Source organism: Cellvibrio sp. UBA7661 (assembly GCA_002483365.1).
GTDB lineage: Bacteria > Pseudomonadota > Gammaproteobacteria > Pseudomonadales > Cellvibrionaceae > Cellvibrio.
Genome location: DLHT01000017.1, coordinates 94,602 through 110,542 on the forward strand (window position 1 = coordinate 94,602; position 15,941 = coordinate 110,542).

Annotated in this window: 15 protein-coding genes; 10 read left to right on the forward strand and 5 right to left on the reverse strand. The window is 44.4% G+C overall.

Annotated features, from left to right (window positions below):
• Nucleotides 1-6 precede the first annotated feature (6 nt).
• The 7 genes from tolQ (at nt 7) to B2739_RS13670 (ending at nt 6,108) form a co-directional block, all read left to right on the forward strand.
• Nucleotides 7-693: a protein TolQ gene (gene tolQ / locus B2739_RS13640; protein WP_331346400.1), complete on the forward strand. Its 687-nt coding sequence runs from the start codon at nt 7-9 to the stop codon at nt 691-693.
• Nucleotides 694-731: 38 nt separating this feature from the next.
• On the forward strand, nt 732-1,160 hold the full coding sequence (gene tolR / locus B2739_RS13645) for a protein TolR (RefSeq protein WP_331346401.1): 429 nt from the start codon (nt 732-734) through the stop codon (nt 1,158-1,160).
• Nucleotides 1,161-1,165: 5 nt separating this feature from the next.
• Nucleotides 1,166-2,008, forward strand: coding sequence for a cell envelope integrity protein TolA (gene tolA, locus B2739_RS13650; RefSeq protein ID WP_331346402.1), 843 nt, complete (start codon nt 1,166-1,168; stop codon nt 2,006-2,008).
• On the forward strand, nt 2,005-3,285 hold the full coding sequence (tolB, locus tag B2739_RS13655; RefSeq protein WP_331346403.1) for a Tol-Pal system beta propeller repeat protein TolB: 1,281 nt from the start codon (nt 2,005-2,007) through the stop codon (nt 3,283-3,285). The genes tolA and tolB overlap by 4 nt, the downstream gene beginning before the upstream one ends.
• 42 nt (nt 3,286-3,327) lie before the next feature.
• Nucleotides 3,328-3,792 (forward strand): peptidoglycan-associated lipoprotein Pal, encoded by a 465-nt coding sequence (gene pal, locus B2739_RS13660; RefSeq protein WP_331346404.1) that lies wholly within the window; start codon nt 3,328-3,330, stop codon nt 3,790-3,792.
• A gap of 13 nt (nt 3,793-3,805) precedes the next feature.
• Nucleotides 3,806-4,561 carry a YbgF trimerization domain-containing protein gene (locus tag B2739_RS13665; protein WP_331346405.1) on the forward strand — a complete coding sequence of 252 codons (756 nt, stop codon included), beginning with the start codon at nt 3,806-3,808 and terminating at the stop codon, nt 4,559-4,561.
• Nucleotides 4,562-4,851: 290 nt separating this feature from the next.
• The gene (locus tag B2739_RS13670; RefSeq protein ID WP_331346406.1) at nt 4,852-6,108 is read left to right on the forward strand and encodes a hypothetical protein; all 1,257 of its coding nucleotides are present in this window, start codon (nt 4,852-4,854) and stop codon (nt 6,106-6,108) included.
• A 12-nt stretch (nt 6,109-6,120) separates the two neighbouring features.
• On the opposite strand, the gene B2739_RS13675 is transcribed toward B2739_RS13670, so the two are convergent.
• The 3 genes from B2739_RS13675 to B2739_RS13685 all read right to left on the reverse strand — a co-directional run bounded on the left by B2739_RS13675 (nt 6,121) and on the right by B2739_RS13685 (nt 9,320).
• On the reverse strand, nt 6,121-7,314 hold the full coding sequence (locus tag B2739_RS13675) for a lipid A deacylase LpxR family protein (RefSeq protein WP_331346407.1): 1,194 nt from the start codon (nt 7,312-7,314) through the stop codon (nt 6,121-6,123).
• A 216-nt stretch (nt 7,315-7,530) separates the two neighbouring features.
• Entirely contained in the window at nt 7,531-8,121 is a 591-nt protein-coding gene (locus tag B2739_RS13680; RefSeq protein ID WP_331346408.1) for a TetR/AcrR family transcriptional regulator, read from the reverse strand.
• A gap of 179 nt (nt 8,122-8,300) precedes the next feature.
• A complete protein-coding gene (locus B2739_RS13685) occupies nt 8,301-9,320 on the reverse strand; it encodes a nucleoid-associated protein (protein ID WP_331346409.1) in 1,020 nt (339 codons plus the stop codon).
• 103 nt (nt 9,321-9,423) lie between these two features.
• Between B2739_RS13685 and B2739_RS13690 the strand changes: the two genes are divergently transcribed.
• The 3 genes from B2739_RS13690 to B2739_RS13700 all read left to right on the forward strand — a co-directional run bounded on the left by B2739_RS13690 (nt 9,424) and on the right by B2739_RS13700 (nt 13,552).
• Nucleotides 9,424-9,771 carry a RidA family protein gene (locus tag B2739_RS13690; protein WP_331346410.1) on the forward strand — a complete coding sequence of 116 codons (348 nt, stop codon included), beginning with the start codon at nt 9,424-9,426 and terminating at the stop codon, nt 9,769-9,771.
• Between the two features lie 86 nt (nt 9,772-9,857).
• Nucleotides 9,858-11,045: a PilT/PilU family type 4a pilus ATPase gene (locus B2739_RS13695; RefSeq protein WP_331346411.1), complete on the forward strand. Its 1,188-nt coding sequence runs from the start codon at nt 9,858-9,860 to the stop codon at nt 11,043-11,045.
• A 17-nt stretch (nt 11,046-11,062) separates the two neighbouring features.
• Nucleotides 11,063-13,552, forward strand: coding sequence for a bifunctional acetate--CoA ligase family protein/GNAT family N-acetyltransferase (locus B2739_RS13700; protein ID WP_331346412.1), 2,490 nt, complete (start codon nt 11,063-11,065; stop codon nt 13,550-13,552).
• Nucleotides 13,553-13,563: 11 nt separating this feature from the next.
• On the opposite strand, the gene B2739_RS13705 is transcribed toward B2739_RS13700, so the two are convergent.
• Together B2739_RS13705 and purD are read right to left on the reverse strand one after the other, a co-directional pair.
• Nucleotides 13,564-14,508, reverse strand: a complete 945-nt coding sequence (locus B2739_RS13705; RefSeq protein WP_331346413.1) for a histone deacetylase family protein — start codon at nt 14,506-14,508, stop codon at nt 13,564-13,566.
• Nucleotides 14,509-14,637: 129 nt separating this feature from the next.
• Nucleotides 14,638-15,924, reverse strand: coding sequence for a phosphoribosylamine--glycine ligase (purD, locus tag B2739_RS13710; RefSeq protein WP_331346414.1), 1,287 nt, complete (start codon nt 15,922-15,924; stop codon nt 14,638-14,640).
• Nucleotides 15,925-15,941 lie beyond the last annotated feature (17 nt).

A 15,941-nucleotide genomic window follows, 5' to 3' on the forward strand; every position in this document is an offset into this window, starting at 1 on the left:
AAGTTTATGCCTGCTACAGATAATAGTCTGTCAATTTCTCATCTCATTCTCAATGCCAGCTTTCTAGTACAATTAGTGATGCTGATTCTCGTATTAGCCTCAGTGATTTCGTGGGCGATGATTTTTCAACGTGAGCGCTATCAACGAAAAGCGACAGGTGCATTTAATTACTTTGAAAAGCAGTTTTGGTCGGGGATTGACTTAAACCAGTTGTACCGTCAAGGCAACAGTCGCAACGAGATGGTCGAGGGTATTGAGAGTATTTTTCGCGCTGGTTTCAAAGAGTTTACTCGCCTGCGTCAAACAGCAGGAGCTGATTCAGATGCGGTAATGGAAGGTTCCCAGCGGGCAATGCGCGTTGCATTAGCGCGCGAACAAGAAAAGTTAGAAGAAAACTTACCATTTCTTGCGAGTGTTGCATCAGTAAGTCCCTACATCGGTCTTTTCGGAACTGTGTGGGGCATCATGGTGTCATTCCTGAATATTGCTAATGCTGGCCAGCCAAGCCTTGCAACAGTAGCACCAGGTATTGCAGAAGCGTTGATTGCAACTGCGATGGGGCTTTTTGCTGCAATTCCAGCGGTGCTTGCCTATAACAAATTCTCAGCACGTGCGGAAAGCTTACTGGCAAACTACCAGACGTTTGCCGAAGAATTTTCAGCAATTTTGCACCGCCAGGTTCACAGCAAATAACGCTGTTTTACGGTCACTGAAAAAACAGGTTAATAGCTATGTCTGGATTTGGTTCTCCAATCAAAAAGAAACTGAAAGCTGAAATTAATGTTGTGCCATTAATTGATGTGATGTTGGTTCTTTTGATCGTATTTATGATTGCTGCACCCATGATGACCCAAGGGATCAAAGTGGAATTACCACAAGCTGCTTCTGAGCCTGTTGAAAGCAAAGAAGACGAACCTATTACGGTATCAGTTAAAGCTGATGGTACTTATTATATTGATCTTGGGGGGGATGCTGAGGCTCCGCGTCCCCTCGCTGAGATCAAATCGATAGTGAGTAAAGTGCTGAAAGAAAAACCTAACACTCCAGTATTTGTGCAAGGCGACAAAAAAGTCGATTACGGTGTTGTGGTCACTCTCATGGGAGAACTTAAACAGGCTGGTGCACCTTCCGTAGGCTTGATTACGGAGCCAGCGCGCTAACCTATATGAAGTTTGAACAATCTCTATCACTTCCTTTATTTCTTAGCGTGTTTTTTCACGTTTTGTTGTTGGTGTTATTTTTAGGTAACTGGGATTTCTTCAAAAAAGAAGAAGAACCTTATAAGCCACATTATGTTACGGCAACATTGGTCGACATGAAGCCGAAGGCTAAAGCCCAGCCGCAACAAACGAAAGAACAGGTGTTGGACTCCAAAGCTTACGAAGATTTAAAGAACAATAAGAAGCAGGAAGAACAGCGCCGTAAGGAAGCTGAAGCTTTAGTTCAAAAGAAAAAAGAACAAGAAACAAAAGCTGCCGAGGCAGAAAAGCAAAAGCAGCAAAAAATCAAAGAAGAGCAGGCAAAAATAGCTAAAGCCAAGGCAGAAAAAGAGGCGGCAGAAAAGAAGCGTAAAGCTGAAGAAGAGGCTAAGCAAAAAGCTGAAGCTGCCAAAAAGACTAAGCGGGAGCAAGAAGCTCAAGAAGAGCAACGCCGAATACAAGCTGCCTTACAAAAGGAAGAAAAGCACATCAGTGAATCGAATGATGACGTGAATACCAAAAGTTATGAGGAAATGCTCATAGAAAGGGTCCAACAAAATTGGAGTCGCCCCCCTTCAGCGAGACGGGGAATGGAGGTAACGTTGGAGGTGAATATGCTTCCAACCGGTGTGGTAACGGGATTGCGAATTATCAAAAGTAGCGGTGATCCAGCGTTTGATCGTTCTGCTGAACAAGCTGTAAGACGCGTAGATAGATTTACTGAAGCAATGCAGATTCCACCAGATATATTCGAAAAATATTTTCGTGTGTTTAGGTTTACATTCAGCCCAGAGGATTTAAGGTCGTGAAGCGATATTTATTGTTATGTTTAATTTTTGTCACGGGAATGGCCCAGGCACAGTTAAACCTTAAGGTAACCAAAGGTGTAGATAATCCCACAAAGATTGCTGTGGTGCCTTTTGCATGGACAGGTGGGGCGCTTCCTGAGGATTTGGCAAAAATCATCGGTAACGATTTGGAGTTCTCTGGCCAATTTGAAGCAACTGCACCTGAGCGTATGTTGTCTTTTCCTCGCTCTGAGGCTGAAGTTCATTATCGTGATTGGAAAGCATTGGGTTCTGAATACTTGGTGATTGGATCTATCACCCAGCAGGCTGGTCGTTATTATGCGAGTTATGAGCTCTTTGATGTGGTTCAACAAAAGCGTGTCTTTGCCAAACTCACCGTTGATGGCTCAGCGACGCAATTGCGCGATATGGCACACCACATCAGTGATAAGGTATATGAAACAATCACAGGTGTTCGTGGCATTTTTTCAACTAAGTTGATTTATGTTGAGGCATTTAAACGTCCGCAAAAATACCGATTGATGCTCTCTGATATCGATGGCTTTCGTCCCCGCATGTTGCTTGAATCCCGTTATCCATTGTTGTCGCCTGTATGGTCTCCAAATGGGCAGCGCGTAGCTTATGTGTCATTCGAATCTGATAATAAGCCTGCAATCTATATTCAGGATATTGCGACTGGTAGACGTCAGCAGATGACTAATTTCCGTGGTTTAAATGGTGCTCCAGCGTGGTCTCCGGACGGACAAAAGCTGGCGATGGCGCTATCGAAGGATGGTAATCCTGAAATTTATGTGATGAATGTATTGACTCGTCAATTGACCCGTGTGACCAATCATTTTGCTATTGACCATGAGCCAACTTGGTCAGCAGACGGCGCATCACTGTTTTTTACCTCAGATAGAGGTGGTAAGCCGCAAATTTACCAGGTGCACTTGTCCTCCATGCAACAAGAGCGCGTAACGTTTGATGGCGATTATAATGCTCGTGCTCGGGTTTCACCGGATGGTAAAAGTCTGGTTATGTTGAATAAACGTCCCGGAACTACTCATCATATCGCTGCACAAGATATAAAATCTGGCAATTTACGCATTTTGTCCGAGACAAATTTGGACGAATCGCCTACTATAGCGCCCAATGGCGCTATGCTGATGTATGCGACTCGTTCTGGTGGTAAAGGAGTGTTGGCAGCCGTGTCCCTCGATGCGCGTGTCAAAATCCTCCAGCCTCCAAAACAAGGTGATGTGCGGGAACCCGCATGGTCGCCATTCTTTAACTAAATCCCGTAAAACAGATCAAAACTTCATTGGAGTTACACACACATGATCACCAAGGCACTCAAACAAGGTCTTACTCTGGCTGTTGTTATGTCTTTTTTGGTTGGCTGTTCAAGCAGCGATAACAAAGGCACTGAACCTACAACTACCGGTAGCGCTGTTACCGATACATCTAGTTCAGAAGCAACCCTGTCAAACGTTGTTTACTTTGATTTCGATCAATACGCTTTGACCGCTGAAAGCCGTGCTGTTTTGTTGGCGCATGCTGACAAACTGAAAGGCGCTTCAGTTGCTGTGCGTTTAGAAGGTCACGCTGACGAGCGCGGTTCACGCGAGTACAACATGGCTCTGGGTGAAAAACGTGCCAACGCTGTTCGCGATTTCCTTGTAACTCAAGGAGTTAACGGTTCATCTTTGGAAGTTATTAGCTTCGGCGAAGAACAACCAGTTGCTACCGGTAGCGATGAAGCTTCTTGGTCTCAAAACCGTCGCGTAGAAGTTAAGTACTAAGAGTCTGACCCGTATGCTGAAAAATCTGCTTGCTGCCACGTTAATTGTTGCAGCTCCAGCGTTGCAGGCACAAGTACGGGTTGTTGAGTCTTCACCTCAGGGCGTTCGTCCTGGGGTGGCTCAATCTGAATTGCCTGTATCTGCTGAATCTGATGTTTACTCTCAAATACGAGCTTTACAAGAAGAAGTTGCTACACTACGAGGTCTTCTTGAGGAGCAATCCTACGAATTAAAACAATTAAAACAATTACAGTTAGATAACTATATAGATCTTGATCGGCGCTTGTCGGGCGCAAGTGGATCACATATAGCGTCCGATACTCGAACCAATATTTCCCCGTCATCAATAAGTTCAGCACCCACTGATTCATCTAAATCTGGATCACCTTTATCTGCATCTTTAACAGAAAGCGATACATATAAGGCTGCTTACGATCTCTTGAATCAAAAAGATTTTGACGGTGCAGTGGCTGCATTCAACATACATCTAGAGCGTTTTCCTAATGGTGACTTTGCCAGCAATAGTCATTATTGGTTAGGTAAAATTGCAATGCTGAAAAAAGATTATCCGCAGGCGAGATCTTGGTTCACTGAGCTTATTGCTAACTTTCCTAGCGCCGCAAAAGTACCAGATGCGCAGCTGGATCTTGGAAAGGTGTACTTTCTGATGGGTGACAAAGCCAAAGCGAAATTATTGCTGAATGACGTTGCAGCAGGCAACTCAGATGCTGCGCGCTTAGCGCAAAAGTTTATTGCCGATAATTTTTAATTGTTTTCAAAAATATTTTTTCCCTTTATCAGGGGGCTGAATAAAAGGTTCCCTCTTTTAACTTCAACTTGACTGGCCACTTGTTGTAATTTATTCCTTTGGTTGAGTTAGCCATTCCAGTTTTATAGTCCCTTCATTTACATCTGCTTTTTAGCTTCTGTCGAGTTTTTACTTGTTAAAGTTTTTTCTTAAATGACGATAATATTTTGATTGTCATGCTTCATTCAGATAATGTGAAGTAAGCTGTGTGCTTTTACTTGACTAATAATTTATTTATTGAGGTTTGCGATATGAGGCTTCTACAAAAAAAACTCAGCATAAGACTTTTCATCGGTTTGCTTGCTTTTTTTTGCGGGTTTGTAATCGCAGCTGAAAAACAGACTGCATCAAGTTATAAATTGGATTATCTAGTCACTTTTTTGCCTGAAAAAGAAGGCGCAAAAGTTGTCATCCGTATAGATAATGGGGAGCTTCTGCAAAAACTGCGGTTTAATAATGCAGCTGGTTTTTATTCAGATATTCGTGCCAATGGAAAATTAACACTTAAAGATTCACAGGTGTATTGGGATTTGCCGGCGCGCAATGCAACACTTAGCTACTTTGTGAAGTTGACACATGAACGTTCTGCTGGAAGGTATGATGCCCTTATGACAGAAAATTGGGCATTATTTCGTGGAGACGATTTGATTCCTCCAGTAGAAACAACCGAAGCACCTGGTGCACAAGCAGTTGCAGAGTTGGAATTTATTTTGCCAAAAACGTGGAAAAACATTGAAACTGGTTGGGCTCGAAAAAAAGATAATGTATTCATAATTGATAATCCTGAGCGTTTGTTTGATAGACCCACAGGCTGGATGATTGCTGGAAAAATTGGTACTCGACGAGCAACAATTAAAAAAACGGGAATTGCGATTAGTGCTCCAGTAGGTGAAGGGATGCGTCGGATGGATGCATTGACGTTTTTTAATTTTGTCTGGCCTGAATTACACAATGCTTTCGAAAAAACGCCCACTAAATTACTAGTTGTTGGAGCGGGTGATCCAATGTGGCGGGGGGGATTATCGGCATCAAACTCTTTGTTTTTACATACGGATCGCCCCTTGGTTAGCGAAAATGGAACCAGTCCTTTATTGCATGAATTAACGCACATGGTTACGCGTATTAGTGGTAAGGAAACTGAAACGGCAAATGATGATTGGATAGCAGAAGGGTTAGCTGAATTTTATTCATTTGAGCTGCTGTATCGAGCCCATGGTATGACAACAGCTCGTAGAACTAAAATCATCAAAGGACTGGAAAAGTGGGGCTCAGAAGTTAAACACCTACGAAAAAGTAAATCTACTGGTGCTGTTACAGCCCGCGCAGTAGTGCTTCTGGATGAATTGGATAAAGAAATTCGCAAACGCACCAAGAAGCAATACTCTATAGATGACGTTACTAGAGAGCTTATGAAAATTCGTAAAGTCTCATTAACAGATTTGCAGAATATTACAGAGAAACTTATTGGTGCCAAAGCTGATGCACTGAATTCGCCATTATTAAAATAATGGCAAATTCAGTTAAATGTTTCGCGCAACAATTATGCCGCCCCAAAGCAAGTTGCGATCACCTGCACCCCGTTTAATTTCAGAGCTGTGGCCGCGTAACACATAGCTAATTCGATAACCTTGTTTAAATGCAAAGGTATAACCGAGCCAGGCCTCAACTAATATTGGGCGAAGTTCGTGATGTTCATAACTTACAAGGCTATCGCGGAATTGCCCTTGGAGGAAGGCGTTGTAAGAGCGAGCTTTTATTGCAATGCCCGTCCAAAAATAGCGTTCGCTAACTGACTGCGCATTACTGGAATAGGATGATTTTTCTCCGTAACTTGCGAGTTCTGGATTGAACGATGACCAGGGACTATGAATTTGACCAGCGCGCATACTTAAGCTCCAACTGGTCTCTGTCAGATATCCAACAGATGCCTGCAAGGTACTTTTGATTTCAAGATTGTCCGAACCATTGTCAAAATATTGCTGCCGGGCAATCAGGTAGCGACCGGTTAACTCTCCGCCTTCACTGATTTGATTATTCCAGCCTTTTGCTTCTTTACCTGCTGTACCTTGATGGGCAATATTTTGTAGCTCCCCAACAAGTCCAGTTCCTAAAAAACCTACAGTCAGCGTGCTTTTCCACGCTAAATTATCGACCAGATCGACTTGTTCCCGGGAGCTGGATAGATATATCAAGCTTGCATAAGGGCGATCATCGGTATTGGCTTTTTCTAGGGTTATGTCCTCGGGAGTGAATCCAAAAAGCCCTATTTCGCGGCTGTAGGCTTCTTGAGTACTGATGGAGTGATGTTGAAAACCAAGCCACCTATCGATTAGGGCTAAGGGCTTATTAAGAGATATCACTGCATTTCGCACGCTCTCGCCGGTTTGTGTGAAATTGAGGCCGTAAGTGTAATCCTGGTCGCGATGGCCCGGCACTAGAATGTCATTATCGAAAGCAATAGCCCAACTTCTTGAGCCAATTCTGCGATTGTCATACCAATACAAGTTTGGTCTTTTTTCGTTTTCTATTGATGCGGCAAGTTGCAACCATTCGGGTTCCTTCTGCGCAAGATAATCTTTCGTTTCGGCTGATGCGCTGTTGCTAAGAAATAGTCCAGCAATCAAAGCCCAAATTACTGCATGGATAAATTGCGCCCCTCTGATGGAGTTTGATGTGTTTTTCTGCAGAAACTGAACTATTTGAGTTTTCGTCATGTGGTAACTCCTTCATTTGTCGCTACCTGTTTTCTCATATTCTGATGGCATCAATATAAAAATAAATGACCGGTCGTCTTTTATTTAATGCAAAATTCAGGCGAATAAAGACCCATAAAAGTGATAATTACTCATCGCTTTGCATTTAAAAGTGACTGGTCATCTTATTTTTATAAGGCAGAAATACCGGCTATGGTATTTCTGATGATGTGGTGTTTACGTCTTTGGTTTATTGAACAGCTCAGGCAATACTGTCAAAAATGCATCGAGCGGCTCGCGGCATCTGGATGCTTTCATGCGCATTAAGGTGCCTTCCCATGCATTGAATAGAAACTCTGCTAACACGGGTGATGGAAGGTGACTCTTCAGCCCATCTTGAAGCCGGGCTTCCTCTAGAACATCTTCAATAGCTTGCGTACTATTACGCAGCATCTGCCGCACCTTAATACGAATTGCCTCACTGGATTCGGCCATTTCCTGACACATATTCCCCAGAAAACAGCCTCCATTGAGGTTTTCTTCGCAGCCGCCAATATTCTCTACAAAAAAACGCGTAAGACGTTCTTTGGGGCAAATACTGCGGTCACTGAGTAAATGACGATTCTGAACCATGCGCTCTTCGGCTACTTTCTCCAAGGCTTCAATTGCAAAGTCTTCTTTACTTTTGAAATAGGTATAGAAAGAGCCTTTAGGCACATTGGCGGCATTGACAATATCCTGAATGCTGGTGCCGTTGTAACCGCGGGTAGCCATTACTTTAAGCCCTTCATCGAGGAGATGATCTTTTTTCAGTTCACGTTTACTCATGATGTAAATATATGACCAGTCGTCTTGTTTTTCAATGGGTAGTTTAGTTTATATGATTATAAGAAGTGGATTTTTTGCTCTATAGCTATGGTGGTATGAGGATGGACAGGCAAAATTTATCCCTGGATATAACACCGCCAGCACCTCATCAATATTATTAATATAGAAAGACATAGGATTTATTGTGAGTTTTTCAAATGCTTGAGTAAGCGTGCTTTCAATGATGAAGGTAAGTTTTTAATTGTAAGTACATCATTTGTCGCATCGTACTCAATTTCCCGCCCCAAACACTCGGAAGCAAAGCTCATGCTTAAAGAATCATTTCTGCCGCTGATACGGACGTAGCTGCGGACCTGTCCTGCATGAGGAATAAACTCTGGCTTGATGTCTGGTTTGTTGTTTTCCAGATATCGGATAAAGCGCTCAGGTTCGTAGCTTTTCACTTCTGCGGCTAATGTGTGGGAAAGGTCTGTAATAGCGACCGTTTTTCCTGCTTTATTCTGTTCCAAACAGTAATCAGCGACTTTGGTGCGGGTTATTTTTGCGCTGGTTTCATCCAGCGTCTGACTAAAGTCATCAACGACCTTCAGGAAGTCTGCGGTTTCCTGCTTGATATCTTGCTTGTCAGTAAAAGCGATGAAATGAGTAAAGGCATCGGCAACATCTTTATCACCGCGTGCGCGCATCAGTGTGAGATAGGTTGATGAGTCACCGCTCGTCCAGTCATTTAGCTGAATTTTTGCTGCAAGCGTAAAGCCACTGGTATCCAGAAATAGCGAGTCATCAAGCGATAACTCACCGTCGAGATACAAGCCACTTTGATGTTCAACCAAATAAACACTGAGCGTATCACCAATTTCCAGTTTTTCTTCCACAAAGAACACATAGGCATCTAATAAGGATTCGGCTTTCTCCAGCGCTTGCTGGAATTGCTGCATCGCCTTATGGGTAAAGCTTAAGAAACCCAAGCGTTCTTCCCTGCAATCCCGCAACCAGGATGGGAGCGGAAACTCGCCGAGGTCATCAGAGAAGCGTCCATAACTCTTGCCACCTTTACGAATGAATTGCGTCTTTAATTCATACGCCAGCTCGTCCAATTTACCACCGGGGGAAAACGGTTCACTTTTAAGTTGCAATTCAAAAGCGCTACCGGGTGAGTGACGATAAATACGGTGTGCAATGATGGACGTTAAAGCCATGGTTGATTGCTTTCCTAATGATAAGTGGCGTTGGGCGGGACGCGAAAGGCGGCTATTATAGGCGCCACTTTCTATTTGCAAATACTCTTTTAGGAAACTATCAATGGATATCCAACGCTTTAACCCGAGCCCCCGCTGGTCTGATGCGACGATTTATCGCGGTATCGCGCATTTTGTTGAAGTACCCAATGACACCGCTTGCGATATGGAATCGCAAATTGCACAAATTTTACAGCAGGCAGAAGTTACTCTGGGGGCGATTCGCAGTGATAAATCCCGCATATTGTCAGCCACTATTTATATCACCCACCAAGATAATGTGGCTGTGCTAAACAGTGTCTGGACTGACTGGTTGCCAGCGGGTTGTGCACCATCGAGGGCATGTGTAAAAGTAGAGTTGCTGGACCCGGCTATGCTGGTTGAAATTGCATTTGTTGCTGCGGTCAATTAACACGACTTATCACAACAGTGTGAGCTTATCTTGCCTATACTCCTCCTATTGTTTTGTGTTTAGCCTTGTTTCTGGAGGAAGTATTGATGGCAACCCCTATCGACCAATATCTAAATATCCTCGCCAAAAAGGACGGTTCTGATTTATACCTGAGCACAGGTGCGCCGCCGTGCGCAAAATTTCAAGGTGTATTAAAGCCACTTGCTACTGAGGCTTTTAAGCCGGGCGAAATAGAGTCCATCGCCAATGCGATTATGGATGAAGAGCAGCGCGCAGTATTTGCGCACGAATTGGAAATGAATTTGGCGATTTCCATTCACGGTGTGGGTCGCTTTCGCATCAATATTTTTAAACAGCGCAATGAAGTGGCGATAGTTGCACGCAATATCAAAACTGATATTCCACAATTTGATGCGCTGGGGCTGCCCGATATTTTAAAAGATGTGATTATGACCAAGCGCGGCTTGGTTCTGTTTGTTGGTGGTACGGGCTCAGGTAAATCGACATCACTTGCAGCGCTGATTGATCATCGCAACTCATCGAGTGGCGGTCACATTATTACGATTGAAGATCCTGTGGAATTTGTACACAAACATAAGCGCAGTGTTATCAATCAACGCGAAGTCGGTGTTGATACGCGTAGTTATAAAGCCGCCCTCAAAAATACCCTGCGCCAAGCTCCTGATGTGATTTTGATTGGCGAAATTCGTGATCGCGAAACCATGGAGCATGCATTGGAGTTTGCAGAAACCGGGCACTTGGCTATTTCAACTCTGCATGCAAACAATGCTAATCAGGCGTTGGAGCGCATTGTCAATTTATTTCCCGAAGAGCGACGTCCGCAATTGTTAATGGGGCTTTCGCAAAATTTACGTGCATTTGTGTCGCAACGACTCTTGCCAACTGTAGATGGAAAACGCTGCGCCGCTGTTGAGGTGTTGTTGGGTACCAAAACCATTCAAGAGTTGATATTAAAAGGACGTTTTACTGAAATTAAAGAGATAATGGAAAAGTCTGAAAACCTTGGCATGCAAACATTTGATGGAGCGATTTTTAAATTGTTTATGGCAGGCAAGGTGAGCTTTGATGATGCTATTGCCAATGCTGATTCGCCCAATAATTTACGCTTGCGAATCAAGTTGGCGACTGATGGTGTTGCAGTGCCCAAAAGTGAAACCGTTGTTGAATCATCACCGCAACCGGTATCCAACGTATCGGCAACCAGTTTTGGTGAATTGAGCTTACAAAAAATTGATGATGAAGAAAATCCATAAAGACAGCAGTAAATTTTATGAGCGTAAAAAGTGTTGAGCAACTCTTAAATCCTCAATCCATTGCTGTGATTGGTGCGTCGAATCAGCCTAATCGCCCCGGTAATGCGGTGATGCGTAATTTATTGCAAGGGCAATTTGATGGCCCCATTATGCCTGTTACACCGCACTATAAATCGGTGAATGGTGTATTAGCTTATCGCTCAATTGATGAATTACCTATAGTTCCTGATCTTGCGATCATTTGTACACGCGCCACACGTGTACCTGCCATTATTTCGCAACTGGGACGCAAAGGTACGCGTAATGCGATTGTCATTGCTGCAGGCTTGGATAATTTATTTACCGCGCAAGGCACCAATTTACAAGAGCAAATGCTTGCCATTGCCAAAGAGTGGGGTGTGCGAATTTTGGGGCCTGATTCGCTTGGTATTATTATTCCTGCGTTAGGGTTGAATGCGAGTTATGCGCATATCAATGCTTTACCAGGAAAAATTGCAGTGGTATCACAATCGTCTGCGGTTTGCGTTACTTTATTGGATTGGGCGCGTCGTCGTCGTATTGGTTTTTCGCAATTCATTTCACTCGGCGAAGGAATTGATATCGACTTCGATGAAATTCTTGATTACCTCGGACGCGATTCGCAGACATCGGCGATCTTGTTGTACATAGACGCAATTCACAATGGACGTGCGTTTATGTCTGCCGCTCGTGCAGCTTCTTTTAATAAACCTATTTTGGTTATCAAAGCGGGAATTTATGCAGAGAGTAGTGCGCTTACATCGCGATTACCTCCTGAGAAAATAGGTAATGATGCAGTATACGATGCGGCATTTCGGCGTGCAGGTATGTTGCGTGTAGGTGATTTACGTGAGCTTCTGGCAGCGGTAGAAACACTGGCTAATGGTAAGCCTATTTACAGCGAGCAATTGGTGATTATTGCTAACGGCAATGGTCCTTGTGCAATGGCAGTTGATGCACTTTTGCAGCGTGGAGGGCGTTTGGCAACGCTTGATGAAAGTGTCGTTGCGCAGCTGCAACCTTTAATTCATGGTGGTGGTCGAGCTACCAACCCAATCAATTTGTTGGGTGATGCATCACCGGAAACCTATCAAAAAGTGATTCAGGTATTGTTGCAGAGCAACAGCATTGAAAATATTTTGATCATGCAGGCCCCTTCAGCGTTAACTCCTGGTGAAATTTATGCAGATGCAATAATTAATACCTATAAAAATTATAATGGACGAAAACCCAATATTTTTGCTAATTGGATGGGAGAGGATGCTGCACAAAATGCACGTTTGCGTTTTGCTGATGCCAATATTGCTTCTTTCCGTACTCCAGAGGGAGCGGTAGGGGCTTTTATGCACATGGTGCAATATCGGCGCAACCAAAAACTCTTGTCTGAAACTCCTGAATCAATTAGCGATAAAGTTCCTTATCAGCCGCATACTGCACAAACTATTATTGCGAAAGCATTGGACGAAAATCGCAATCAACTCACTTCCATTGAGGCTTTGGCGTTATTAAAGGATTACGGCATTAAAACGCAAAATGAATCGATCGATATGCCTGGCTCGCAGCGTAAAGGCGCTTATCCTTTACGTGTGCAAGTACAAATAGATCCGGTGTTTGGCCCTGTGATTTTATTGGGTGAAGCGGCCAGCCATTGGAGTATACGCCGCAATGCAGTAGTTGCTTTACCTCCGTTAAATATGGCATTGGCTCGCTACATGGTAATACAGGCGCTTGCTGAAGGAAAAATTCGCGAGCGTGAATTATATGTGCCATTGGATATGCCCTCATTGTGTTTGTTCTTGACGCAAATTAGCCAGATTGTGATTGATCATCAGGCCGTTCATAATTTGCTGATTAATCCTGTGCTTGCGGCTGGTGAAGATATTCACGTATTGGATGTGAGTATTGATATTTCTGCTGAAAAAAATAGTTGCCCACTGGCGATTCGCCCGTATCCGAAAGAGTTGGAAGAGACGTTCGTATTGCGCGATCAACGCAAGATATTACTGCGGCCTATTCGCCCGGAAGATGAATTAAATTTGCAGGTGTTTGATAATTCGCAAAGTAAAGAAGATCGGTACAAACGTTATTTCGCCGAGCTACCCCAGTTTTCTCACGAACAAATGGCGCGTTTGGCGCAAATAGATTACGCGCGCGAAATGGCATTTATTGCAGTCGCCAATGATGACCAACAGGAAAAAATATTGGGCGTGGTGCGTGTGCAGATTGATCCTGATAATACCCAGGCTGAATTTGCCATGGCGGTGCGCAGTGAATTAAAGGGTATAGGGCTGGGTGGGCGCTTGTTGCAGAAAATGATTGATTATTGCCGTGCGCAAGGAACACCCACATTAATAGGCTGCACAATGCTGGAAAATTCCGGCATGGCTAATCTCGCCAGAAAATTGGGTTTTTCTGTAAGATTTAATCGGGAAGATGGCTTGATTGATATGTCCCTTAATTTACATGAAACCGACAACACCCATCCGTGAAAATGTTTTTTTTATAGTTTTGCCAGCGCTTTGATATGGGCAAGAGCACAGCGGCCCAAGCCTAACAGATCGTAACCGCCTTCCAATGTGGAGATAATCCCTTTGCATTGTTCGTGTTGCGGATTGGTTTTGCTTTTATCCATTAATTGACGAAGCTGCTGCGTAATCCAAAAATAATCTTGTTCGAATAAACTGATAGATGACATATCGTCATCGATGTAAGCATCAAAACCTGCAGAAATAAAAATCATTTGCGGCTTGAAGTTTTCCAGCGCGGGAAACCATTGTGCGCTGATTGCATCGCGAAACTCCTGGCTGCGACAGGTCGCGGGTAATGGAGTATTGATGATGTTTTTTGGCACATCATCAATGTTAGTGTGAGGGTAAAAGGGATATTGGAAGCTGGAGCAGAATAACACCCGAGGCTCATTTAAAAAAATATCCTGTGTTCCATTGCCATGGTGCACATCAAAATCCACTATCGCCACTCGTTCCAGTCCATATTCATGAATAGCGTGTGCAGCAGCAACGGCAACATTATTGAAAATGCAAAAACCCATCGCCCGGTTATGTTCTGCATGATGGCCAGGTGGACGAACATTGCAAAAAACTGCATCTGTTTCGCCGCGCATGACCATATCTACACCCATGACTGCAGCGCCTGCTGCATATCGCGCGGCTATTAATGTTTTGGGTGAAAGATAGACATCATCTGCATAAAAAATTGCACCGGTTTTTGGCGTTGCCGCAGTAATTTGCTGGATGTATTCGGCAGTGTGAACACGTTGTAATTGTGCGTCGGTAACTTCAATGGCATCACGTTGGTACAGTAATGCATCGATACCACTGGCTAATAATTGATTTGCAATAGCATCAATACGCGCAGGACATTCCGGATGCCCATCGGGCATGTGATGGTCATGACAAGCGGGGTGACTGATTAAGGTGGCAAGCATGCGTTAATTATCCTTTGCTGTGAGGGCCACTATAAACGGTTTGGTGATGTTGTGTGAATTGACCTATTAGTGCGCCCAATAAAAACCCGCATCACTGCGGGTTTTTTTACTACAACCGAAAACGTGGGATCAGTTTTTCTCACGGGCGATGGCACGGTATGCAATATCTTTACGATAGAACATGCCTTTCCAGCTAATCTGCTGCGCTAATTGATAAGCGCGTTGCTGTGCTTCCTGCACGCTATTGCCCAGTGCCGTTGCACAGAGTACGCGGCCGCCGTTAGTCACTGTGTTGCCATCTTTTTCAGCGGTGCCGGCGTGGAATACTTTTTCGCCCGCCACTTCCTGAGTTGGCAAGCCGGAAATAATATCGCCTTTGTCATAAGCCTCGGGGTAGCCGCCAGCGGCCAGTACTACACCAACCGATGCGCGTGGATCCCAATTAGCCGTAGTGTTATGCAAATCGCCCTTGAGTGCTGCTAAACACAGCTCTACCAAGTCCGATTGCAAACGCAGCATTATGGGTTGGGTTTCCGGGTCACCAAAACGGCAGTTGTACTCAATCACTTTGGGTGTGCCCGAGGCGTCAATCATCAAACCCGCGTACAAAAAGCCAACGTAGGTGTTGCCTTCGGCAGCCATGCCATTCACGGTGGGGTAAATGATTTCTTTCATCACTCGGTCATGAACCGCTTGCGTGACAACAGGGGCGGGCGAATAAGCACCCATTCCGCCGGTATTGGGGCCGGTATCGCCATCGCCAACACGTTTGTGATCCTGGCTGGTTGCCATGGGCAATACATTTTTGCCATCGACCATCACGATAAAGCTGGCTTCTTCACCCGCTAAAAATTCTTCAATCACCACGCGGCAACCGGCATCACCAAAGGCATTGCCTGATAGCATATCGCGCACGGCGTCTTCGGCTTGTTGCAGGGTTTCGGCAACGATTACCCCTTTGCCCGCCGCGAGGCCGTCAGCTTTAATCACAATCGGAGCGCCTTTTTCACGCAGGTAGGCGAGGGCAGGTTCTACTTCGACAAAATTTTGGTAATCGGCGGTAGGAATTTTGTGACGGGCAAGAAAGTCTTTGGTGAACGCTTTTGAGCCTTCTAATTGTGCCGCGCCTTTGCTTGGGCCAAAACACAATAAATTGCGCTCCTGGAAATAATCCACCACACCGGCAACCAGTGGCACTTCGGGGCCAACAATGGTTAAGCCGACATTGTTTTGTTCAGCAAAATTAGCGAGTGCTTCAAAATTCAAAACGTCGATGGCGACATTTTGCAATTTTGCTTCCAGCGCTGTGCCGGCATTGCCTGGAGCAACAAATACTGTTTCGACTTGCGCGTTTTGTGCAGCTTTCCAGGCGAGCGCATGTTCGCGGCCGCCGCTGCCAATAATTAATACGTTCATAAAATTAATATCTTTTT

Bases quoted from the DNA above. Each gene is read 5' to 3' on its own strand.
- tolA (WP_331346402.1), top strand. From the start codon at position 1,166: ATGAAGTTTGAACAATCTCTATCACTTCCTTTATTTCTTAGCGTGTTT.
- tolQ (WP_331346400.1), top strand. From the start codon at position 7: ATGCCTGCTACAGATAATAGTCTGTCAATTTCTCATCTCATTCTCAAT.
- pal (WP_331346404.1), top strand. From the start codon at position 3,328: ATGATCACCAAGGCACTCAAACAAGGTCTTACTCTGGCTGTTGTTATG.
- B2739_RS13690 (WP_331346410.1), top strand. From the start codon at position 9,424: ATGGATATCCAACGCTTTAACCCGAGCCCCCGCTGGTCTGATGCGACG.
- B2739_RS13685 (WP_331346409.1), bottom strand. From the start codon at position 9,320: ATGGCTTTAACGTCCATCATTGCACACCGTATTTATCGTCACTCACCC.
- B2739_RS13675 (WP_331346407.1), bottom strand. From the start codon at position 7,314: ATGACGAAAACTCAAATAGTTCAGTTTCTGCAGAAAAACACATCAAAC.
- tolR (WP_331346401.1), top strand. From the start codon at position 732: ATGTCTGGATTTGGTTCTCCAATCAAAAAGAAACTGAAAGCTGAAATT.
- purD (WP_331346414.1), bottom strand. From the start codon at position 15,924: ATGAACGTATTAATTATTGGCAGCGGCGGCCGCGAACATGCGCTCGCC.
- B2739_RS13705 (WP_331346413.1), bottom strand. From the start codon at position 14,508: ATGCTTGCCACCTTAATCAGTCACCCCGCTTGTCATGACCATCACATG.
- B2739_RS13700 (WP_331346412.1), top strand. From the start codon at position 11,063: ATGAGCGTAAAAAGTGTTGAGCAACTCTTAAATCCTCAATCCATTGCT.
- B2739_RS13695 (WP_331346411.1), top strand. From the start codon at position 9,858: ATGGCAACCCCTATCGACCAATATCTAAATATCCTCGCCAAAAAGGAC.
- B2739_RS13665 (WP_331346405.1), top strand. From the start codon at position 3,806: ATGCTGAAAAATCTGCTTGCTGCCACGTTAATTGTTGCAGCTCCAGCG.
- B2739_RS13670 (WP_331346406.1), top strand. From the start codon at position 4,852: ATGAGGCTTCTACAAAAAAAACTCAGCATAAGACTTTTCATCGGTTTG.
- B2739_RS13680 (WP_331346408.1), bottom strand. From the start codon at position 8,121: ATGAGTAAACGTGAACTGAAAAAAGATCATCTCCTCGATGAAGGGCTT.